Annotated in this window: 8 protein-coding genes; 6 read left to right on the top strand and 2 right to left on the bottom strand. The window is 66.4% G+C overall.

Annotated elements, in window-relative coordinates:
- Nucleotides 1-224 precede the first annotated feature (224 nt).
- From argH to GY937_08910, 6 genes are read left to right on the top strand one after another with little or no spacing between them, the layout of a single operon-like run.
- Nucleotides 225-1,643 carry an argininosuccinate lyase gene (gene argH / locus GY937_08885; protein ID MCP5056823.1) on the top strand — a complete coding sequence of 473 codons (1,419 nt, stop codon included), beginning with the start codon at nt 225-227 and terminating at the stop codon, nt 1,641-1,643.
- On the top strand, nt 1,640-1,828 hold the full coding sequence (locus tag GY937_08890) for a hypothetical protein (GenBank protein MCP5056824.1): 189 nt from the start codon (nt 1,640-1,642) through the stop codon (nt 1,826-1,828). The genes argH and GY937_08890 overlap by 4 nt, the downstream gene beginning before the upstream one ends.
- Nucleotides 1,829-1,848: 20 nt before the next feature.
- Entirely contained in the window at nt 1,849-2,685 is an 837-nt protein-coding gene (gene dapF / locus GY937_08895) for a diaminopimelate epimerase (protein MCP5056825.1), read from the top strand.
- A gap of 2 nt (nt 2,686-2,687) precedes the next feature.
- The gene (locus GY937_08900) at nt 2,688-3,560 is read left to right on the top strand and encodes a 4-hydroxy-tetrahydrodipicolinate synthase (protein ID MCP5056826.1); all 873 of its coding nucleotides are present in this window, start codon (nt 2,688-2,690) and stop codon (nt 3,558-3,560) included.
- Between the two features lie 35 nt (nt 3,561-3,595).
- Nucleotides 3,596-4,348, top strand: coding sequence for a 4-hydroxy-tetrahydrodipicolinate reductase (locus GY937_08905; GenBank protein MCP5056827.1), 753 nt, complete (start codon nt 3,596-3,598; stop codon nt 4,346-4,348).
- On the top strand, nt 4,345-5,151 hold the full coding sequence (locus GY937_08910; protein ID MCP5056828.1) for a serine/threonine-protein phosphatase: 807 nt from the start codon (nt 4,345-4,347) through the stop codon (nt 5,149-5,151). The genes GY937_08905 and GY937_08910 overlap by 4 nt, the downstream gene beginning before the upstream one ends.
- Nucleotides 5,152-5,253: 102 nt before the next feature.
- Here the strand turns inward: GY937_08910 and GY937_08915 are convergent, their stop codons facing one another.
- Complete coding sequence (locus GY937_08915; protein MCP5056829.1) at nt 5,254-6,579, bottom strand: protein kinase; 1,326 nt, start codon at nt 6,577-6,579, stop codon at nt 5,254-5,256.
- A gap of 60 nt (nt 6,580-6,639) precedes the next feature.
- Complete coding sequence (locus tag GY937_08920) at nt 6,640-7,167, bottom strand: hypothetical protein (protein ID MCP5056830.1); 528 nt, start codon at nt 7,165-7,167, stop codon at nt 6,640-6,642.
- Nucleotides 7,168-7,310 lie beyond the last annotated feature (143 nt).

Consider the following 7,310-nt stretch of genomic DNA (forward strand, 5'->3'; position numbering starts at 1 on the left):
ACACTTGCGCCTGGCCGGACCGGCTCACCCCCGAGAGGGAAACTCGCACATGGCGTTGGGGGCCGCCCGCAGGACCCGGGTTCCACCTGCGCCAGCGCTGCCGGGCCGTGAAATTCCAGCCGCCTATCCTGAAGGCCGGTACCCATTGAGAGGATCCGGTGTCCATGCCAGCCGGGGCCCAGGGACCCGTTGCGGAACGGCCCGGTTTTTCGGAGAGTTTCTCTATGTCAGGGAAGGATGAACAGGCTCGGACCAAGCTTTGGGGTGGCCGCTTCCAGCAAGCAACCGATCCCACGGTCGAACGCTTTAGCGCCTCCGTCGCGTTCGACCAGGCGCTTGCGCGGTACGATCTGCGCGGCTCGATCGCCCACGCCCGCATGCTCGGCAAGACAGGGCTGGTCGAACCGGCCGACGTCGCTGCCATCGTGGAGGGGCTTGAGAGCATCGGAGCGGATATCGAAGCCGGCCACTTCGTCTTCGACGATGCCCTCGAGGATATCCACATGAACGTGGAGTCCGCGTTGCGGGAGCGCATCGGCCCCGCAGCGGGCCGCTTGCACACCGGCCGGAGCCGCAACGACCAGATCGCCACAGATCTGACGCTCTACCTGCGCGATGCGGCTTCCGCCGCCGAAGCCGGGCTGGCCCAACTGCGTGGCGTACTGCTCGAACGCGCCCGGGAGCACGTCGATACAGTGCTGCCTGGCTACACCCATCTGCAACGGGCCCAGCCCGTGCGGCTGGCCCATCACTGGCTCGCCTACTTCGAGATGTGGACCCGGGACGCCGGGCGCTTCCGCGACCTGCGCGCACGGCTCGACCGGGCGCCGCTTGGCTCCGGCGCGCTGGCGGGCTCCACCCTGCCGCTCGATCGGGACCATACGGCGGAGAGCCTGGGCTTCACGGGCCCCTCCCGGAACAGCATGGATTCGGTGGCATCGCGGGACTGCGGGCTCGAATTCTTGTCGGCGGTGGCCATCACCATGGTGCACCTCTCACGCTTCGCCGATGAGCTGGTGCTGTGGTCCACGAGTGAGTTCGGCTTCGTGAACCTGGCCGACGCGTATTCGACGGGCTCGAGCCTGATGCCCCAGAAGAAGAATCCGGACGTCCCGGAGCTGGTACGTGGCAAGAGCGGCCGGGCGATCGGAAACCTGGTGACCCTGTTGACGGTACTGAAGGGACTGCCCCTCACCTACAACCGGGACCTCCAGGAAGACAAGGAGCCGATCTTCGACTCGGCGCGCACGTTGGGGGATTGCCTCGAGGTGAGCGCGGGCACGTTGGCAACGCTCACCGTGAACGCATCGCGCATGCGCGATGCGGCCAGTGATCCGATGCTGCTGGCCACGGATCTGGCGGAGGCGCTGGTACGCGAGGACGTGCCTTTCCGCGAGGCTCACGAGGTGGTCGGCAAACTGGTCGCCCATTGCGAGACGAACGATCTCGATCTGGGAGGCTTGTCCCATGAGGCGCTGCGAAGCTTCCATCCGGCATTTCCCGCCGGGGCCGACGAGCTGTTGGCATTGGAACGGGCGCTCGAAGAACGGGCGCTTCCCGGCGGAACCGCTCGCGCTCAGGTTCAAGAGGCTCTGACCGAGGCCGCAACAAGGCTCGATCTGGAACAGGAGAAGGAAGCGTGAGAATGCGTGAACTCGGGTTCGGACTGCTTCTGGCCTTTGGCCTGACGCTCGGTTGCGGAAAATACGGGCCTCCGGTTCGCAACCTCCCGCCGGAGCCCGCACCCGAAGCGACTCCGGCCCCAGGGGGGGCGACCGCGGAGGAAGCGGCTCCGGCCGAAGTCCCGGCGGAGTCGCCTGCGCCGTGAGCATCACTCCGTTCGTGAAGATGCACGGCGCCGGGAACGACTTCGTCGTGCTCGACGGCCTTCGCGCGGAGCTTCCGCCGCTCGAGCCTCTCGCCGCTGCTTTGGGAGACCGCCACACGGGCGTTGGCTTCGACCAGCTCCTGGTCGTGCGGCCCAGCGCCTGCGCAGATTTCCGGATGGAAATCTTCAACGCGGATGGCTCCCAGGTGGAAATGTGCGCGAACGGCATCCGCTGCTTCTTCAAATACCTCCGCGACGCTGGCCACACGGAGGCGAACGAAGTGCGGGTAGAGACACTCTCCGGCGTCGTACTTCCGCGCTGGGCCGGCGAAGGCCGCGTAACCGTCGATATGGGACCGCCGGTCCTCGCGCCGGCCAAGATCCCGACCACCCTGGGCGATCCCGCGGGCGAGGGCCCGGTCCTGGGCGTAGCACTCGAGGTGGACGAACGATCGCTCGAGGTCTCCGCGATCTCGATGGGCAACCCCCATTGCGTGACACGGGTCGATGATCTCGACGCGTATCCGGTCGAGAAGGTGGGCCCACTGGTGGAGAACCACCCGGCGTTTCCGAACCGGGTGAACGTCGAGTTCGTACAGGTCGAGGATCGCTCGCGCATCCTCCAACGCACCTGGGAACGCGGAACCGGCGAGACACTGGCTTGCGGCAGCGGCGCCTGCGCGGCTGCGGTAGCCCTCATGCTCCAGGACCGAGTGGATCCCGAGGTTGCCGTTGTGCTGCGCGGCGGCGTACTGGATGTTTCCTGGGGTGGTGGAACCACCAGTGTCTTCATGACGGGACCGGCGTCGACCGTCTTCGCCGGCGAGATCGACCTGGCCGCATTGGCAAAGGGGTGAGCATGTTCGAAGGTGTGCTGACAGCGCTGGTCACCCCCTTCCGGGATGGGGCGGTGGACGAGCGTGCACTCCAGGAGCTGGTGGAGATCCAGATCGCCGCTGGAGTGAACGGTCTCGTACCCTGCGGCTCGACCGGTGAATCCGCCACGCTCAGCCACGGCGAACACCGGCGGGTGATCGAAGTGGTGGTGGCAGCTGCGCGCGGCCGCGTGCAGGTCGTGGCCGGTACCGGATCGAATTCCACCTTGGAGGCCATCGAGCTCACTCGCCACGCCAAGGAAGCCGGCGCCGACGGCGCGCTCCTGATCTCTCCGTACTACAACAAGCCCACCCAGGAAGGCATTCTCCGACATTACGCGGCGATTGCCGCGGAAACAGCCTTCCCGCTGGTCGTCTACAACATTCCCGGGCGCACGGCGTCGAATATCCTGCCCGAAACCTTTGCCCGGCTTGCCGAAATCGAGCAGGTCGTGGCGGTCAAGGATTCTTGTGGAGACCTCAACCAGGTCGCCCACATGATCGCCGCGACACCGGATGATTTCAGCGTGCTCTCAGGCGACGATTGGGCCGCGCTTCCGATGATGACGTTGGGCGGATCGGGAGTCATCTCCACGGCGGCCAACGTGGCGCCTTCTGACATGGTAGAGCTGGTGCGAGCGCATCAGACAGGCGATCTCGAACGCGCCAGGGAAACCTTCTATCGCCTGCTGCCGCTCTTCGACGTGCTCTTCTGTGAGACGAATCCGATTCCGTTGAAGACGGCGCTCGCACTACGCGGGCTGTGCAGCGACGAGCTTCGCCTTCCGCTGACACCGATCACGCCACCGAATCGCGAACGCCTGCAGGTCGCCATGAAGGAATTCGGCCTCCTGTGAGTGGACGCGTTCTCGTCGTTGGCGCCCTTGGGCGGATGGGAGAGCGGGTGCGGGCTGCCCTCGAGGGGCATCCGGCACTTTCGCTACGTGCGGCGCTCGAGGCGCCGGGCCATCCCCGATTGGGCCAGGAAATCGCACCGGGCGTTTGCATCGAAGACGATGCCGGCGCCGCACTCGAGCGTTGCGATGTGGCAATCGTTTTCGCCAACCCGGCAGGTAGTCTCGACGTGGTACGGGCAGCCAGCGACCGTGGGGTTGCCTGCGTGGTGGGAACCACCGGATTCGATGCGAAGCAACGCGCTGAATTGGAAGCGCTGGCCGAGAAAGTTCCGATGGTCGTGGCTGCGAACTTCTCGGTCGCGGTGAACGTCCTCTTCCACCTGGCCCGGGAAGCAGCCCGTCTGCTCGGAGACGGCTTCGATGCGGAGATCGTCGAACTGCATCATTCCGCGAAGGTCGATGCACCGAGCGGTACGGCCCTGCGCCTGGGTGCCGCCGTGGCGGAAGGCCGCGCCGAGCGGCTCGCCGATCACCAGGTGCTCTCGCGCGAAGGCCTCACGGGCGCACGACCGACAGGCGCAATCGGTATCCAGACCCTGCGCGGCGGCGACAACCCGGGCGAACACACGCTCCACCTCGTCGGCCAGGGGGAGCGCCTCGAACTTGCCCATCGCTCCATGACCCGCGACCACTTCGCGCGCGGCGCGGTTCGTGCTGCGGCCTGGGTGAGTGAGCGCGGGCCTGGCCTCTACGACATGGAGCGGGTGTTGGGGCTCGGAGACGCGTGACCGAGCCGAGCTCGCCCCAGGGCCGGCTCGTTGCGGGCGTATCCCTGGAGGAGACAGAGCGGCTGGCCATCGCAGGCGGGAACGCTTTCCTGTTCACATCAGCCGCTCCCGGCCGGGAACTGAACGAGGATGCAGCCGGCATGTTCCCACTCGGGTCGGGCGGCATTCTCGCAGTTGCCGACGGGGTCGGTGGGCATCCAGCCGGCGAGAGCGCTTCGCGCAAGGTGCTCGAATGTCTGTGGGATGCACTGCTCGCGGCGGATCCGACGGCAGACAGCCTGCGCACTCCGATCCTCGATGGCATCGAAGCCGCGAATCGGGAGCTCACCCTCGGCGGCACCGGCGCGGCCACCACCCTGGCGGTGGTTGAGGTGCGCGGGCGGGAGCTGCGTACGTTTCACGTCGGAGATGCGGCCATCCTGTTGGTGGGCCAACGCGGGCGCATCAAGCTCCAGACTGTGGCCCATTCGCCGGTCGGCTACGCACAGGAGGCCGGCCTGCTCGACGAGCGAGAGGCACTCCAACACGACGAGCGGCACTTGATCTCGAATGCAGTGGGCACGACCGACATGCGCATCGAAGTCGGCAGCGCGGTGACGATGGCTCCCCGCGACACCCTGCTCCTCGCAACGGATGGAGTGCTCGACAACCTGAGACAGCAGGAGATCGTAGACGCCATCCGAACCGGGCCGCTGGAGCAAGGCGTAGAAACGATTCGTACGACGTGCCGAAAGCGGATGCTCGGCGAACACGGCGGCCCATCCAAGCCCGACGACGCCACCCTGGTCGTCTTCCGCCCCTAGGAAAGTCAACGAGCGGGGACGGGGTTTACAATTGACTTGATTGGCGGCTCCGCTGCCAATCAAGTCAATTGTAAACCCCGTCCCCGCTCGTTGACTTCCTAGCTACGAGAAGGATCCCGCTTTCGCTTCTCGCCGGCCGCACCAGGGGCAGTGGCGCCAATGTGCCTTGGAGACAGGCCAGCGGCAGCGCGGACAGCGGTCCGGAAGATCCGGGTGGGACCAGGGCCGCTTGGGCTTCTGCTTGCACTCGGGGCAGTAGCGCATGAAGAGGCGCAGCTCCCCGCCGCAGCCCCGCCTCGGGCAGGCACGTTCGGCGCATGCATCGGGCCGCGGATCTCGGCCGTTTCCTTCCAAGCGGCCGGGGTAGCACCAGGGGCAGGCGGTCCATTCGGCCCGGACACCTCGTTCGCACTCGGGGCAGACGAGCGGATAGCGGGTGATTTCGCGGAACGAGTTGTCGGGGCTTCCGCACCAGGGACACCAGGCCATCGCCTCCGCGATCGGTCCGTCGCAGCGATGGCAGCGATAGCGCATGCCGAGGGCCGCGCCGTGGCGGCGGCGGAAGTGCTCGGCTTCGATCACCATCGGCGAACGCAGCTGGGTCTGCGTCCGTCGCCGTTTTCGCTGCCGGGGTGCGGAGGCCAGCTCGGCCCGGTCGAATGCTCGTTCAAGGGCGCCATGGAAGGTCATGGCATCCGGGTAGCGACCCTTGGGGTCAAAACTGGCTGCTTTCCGAAGGACCGGTTGCACAGCCGGCGGCACCTTCGCGAGAAAGCTCTTCGCATTCGGCGGTGGCCATTCGAAGGGCCAGCTCGGGATCTTTCCCGTCAGGAGCTCGTAGGCGATCAATCCGACCGAGAAGACGTCAGAGCTGAGCCGAGGACGGCCGTAGGCCTGCTCGGGGGCCATGTAGCCAAGAGTGCCTGCCTCGGTGTAGGTGGCGGTCGCACCCTTGGCGAGCCGCCAGACTCCGAAGTCACCCAGGGCCGCGCGTCGATCCTTGAAGATCATGACGTTCTCGGGCTTCACGTCCCGATGCAGAACGCCGCGCTCGTGGGCGTGGGCCAGCCCCGCTGCGATGCCGCGAATCACGCCGAGAGCGATGGGGCCAGAGCGGCGGGCACCGATGTAGTCCGCAAGGCTGCGCTCGGCCAGCTCCGTCGCCAACACGAATTGCCCATCGATCCAGTCCGCGTTGTAGACCTTGAGCACGTTCGGATGGTCGAGACGACGCGCTACCCGCGCCTCGTGCTCGATGGCCGCCCGCCCGTGCTCCTCGATCATCTCGGCGTCCGCCACCTTCAGCGCAACGAAGCGGCCCTCGACGGTGTCGCGAGCCTTCCAGACCGCACCGAACGAGCCTTTCCCGATGGCTCGGTCCAGGCGGTACTTGCCGAGCCGGGTTCCTCTGCGAAGCGCTCTCGGCATCGCGCGGATCCTAACGGTCCCGGAGCAGGTGCGAATCCCCCGTCACGGCTCCGTCGACGACTACTTCTTCTTCTTTTTCTTGAGTTCCCAGGGCTTGCGGGCGACCCGCACAGCGTCGATGGTGGTCCGGCGATCGGCACCGGGCCCGAATACTTCGGTGCCCGACGTCAACACGAAGTGAAGCTTTCCTTCCTCCACGACGACACCGGACGATTTCGCAATGAAGGTCGGGACGGTCTTCTTGGTCATCCCGGGCACCGAGACGTCCACGCCGGGAACCATGCCCACGATCGTCTGGACCTCGAGCTCGCCCTCGATCTTGTCGCCCACCAGGACCGAGTCGCCGCGGGTGATGAACTTGAGACTGGCGGGGCCGGCATCGCCCGCAACTCGCTTGACGGAAGCCTCGGTCGAGATGTCCAGGTTCGGACCCTTCTGGCGAACGACGAGGCTGCCGGTCATGACGAAGCGGACGCCTGTCTCGCCGATGATGGTTTCACCAACGACATCGTAGATACCGGCCAGGTCATGGACGGGATCCGCGGCCAGGGTCGCGCCCGCCGGTAGGACGAGGGCGAGAGCCAGCAAGATGTAAGCGGCCGGATATCGCCGTTCTTCCCGGGCTCGCCGGCGAGATGTAGACCCACCGCATGACAATCCGGGAGGAGGCGGCATGCGGGTGCAAGCGAACGGGAAGGTGAGGCGGTCGAGCGAGGAGTGGCGGGAGATTC

The sequence above is a fragment of the bacterium genome, assembly GCA_024228115.1.
Lineage (GTDB): Bacteria > Myxococcota_A > UBA9160 > UBA9160 > UBA6930.

What these genes read in the sequence shown, in the direction of transcription:
- argH (MCP5056823.1), top strand. Translation starts at nt 225, where the DNA reads ATGTCAGGGAAGGATGAACAGGCTCGGACCAAGCTTTGGGGTGGCCGC.
- dapF (MCP5056825.1), top strand. Translation starts at nt 1,849, where the DNA reads ATGCACGGCGCCGGGAACGACTTCGTCGTGCTCGACGGCCTTCGCGCG.
- GY937_08900 (MCP5056826.1), top strand. Translation starts at nt 2,688, where the DNA reads ATGTTCGAAGGTGTGCTGACAGCGCTGGTCACCCCCTTCCGGGATGGG.
- GY937_08905 (MCP5056827.1), top strand. Translation starts at nt 3,596, where the DNA reads ATGGGAGAGCGGGTGCGGGCTGCCCTCGAGGGGCATCCGGCACTTTCG.
- GY937_08915 (MCP5056829.1), bottom strand. Translation starts at nt 6,579, where the DNA reads ATGCCGAGAGCGCTTCGCAGAGGAACCCGGCTCGGCAAGTACCGCCTG.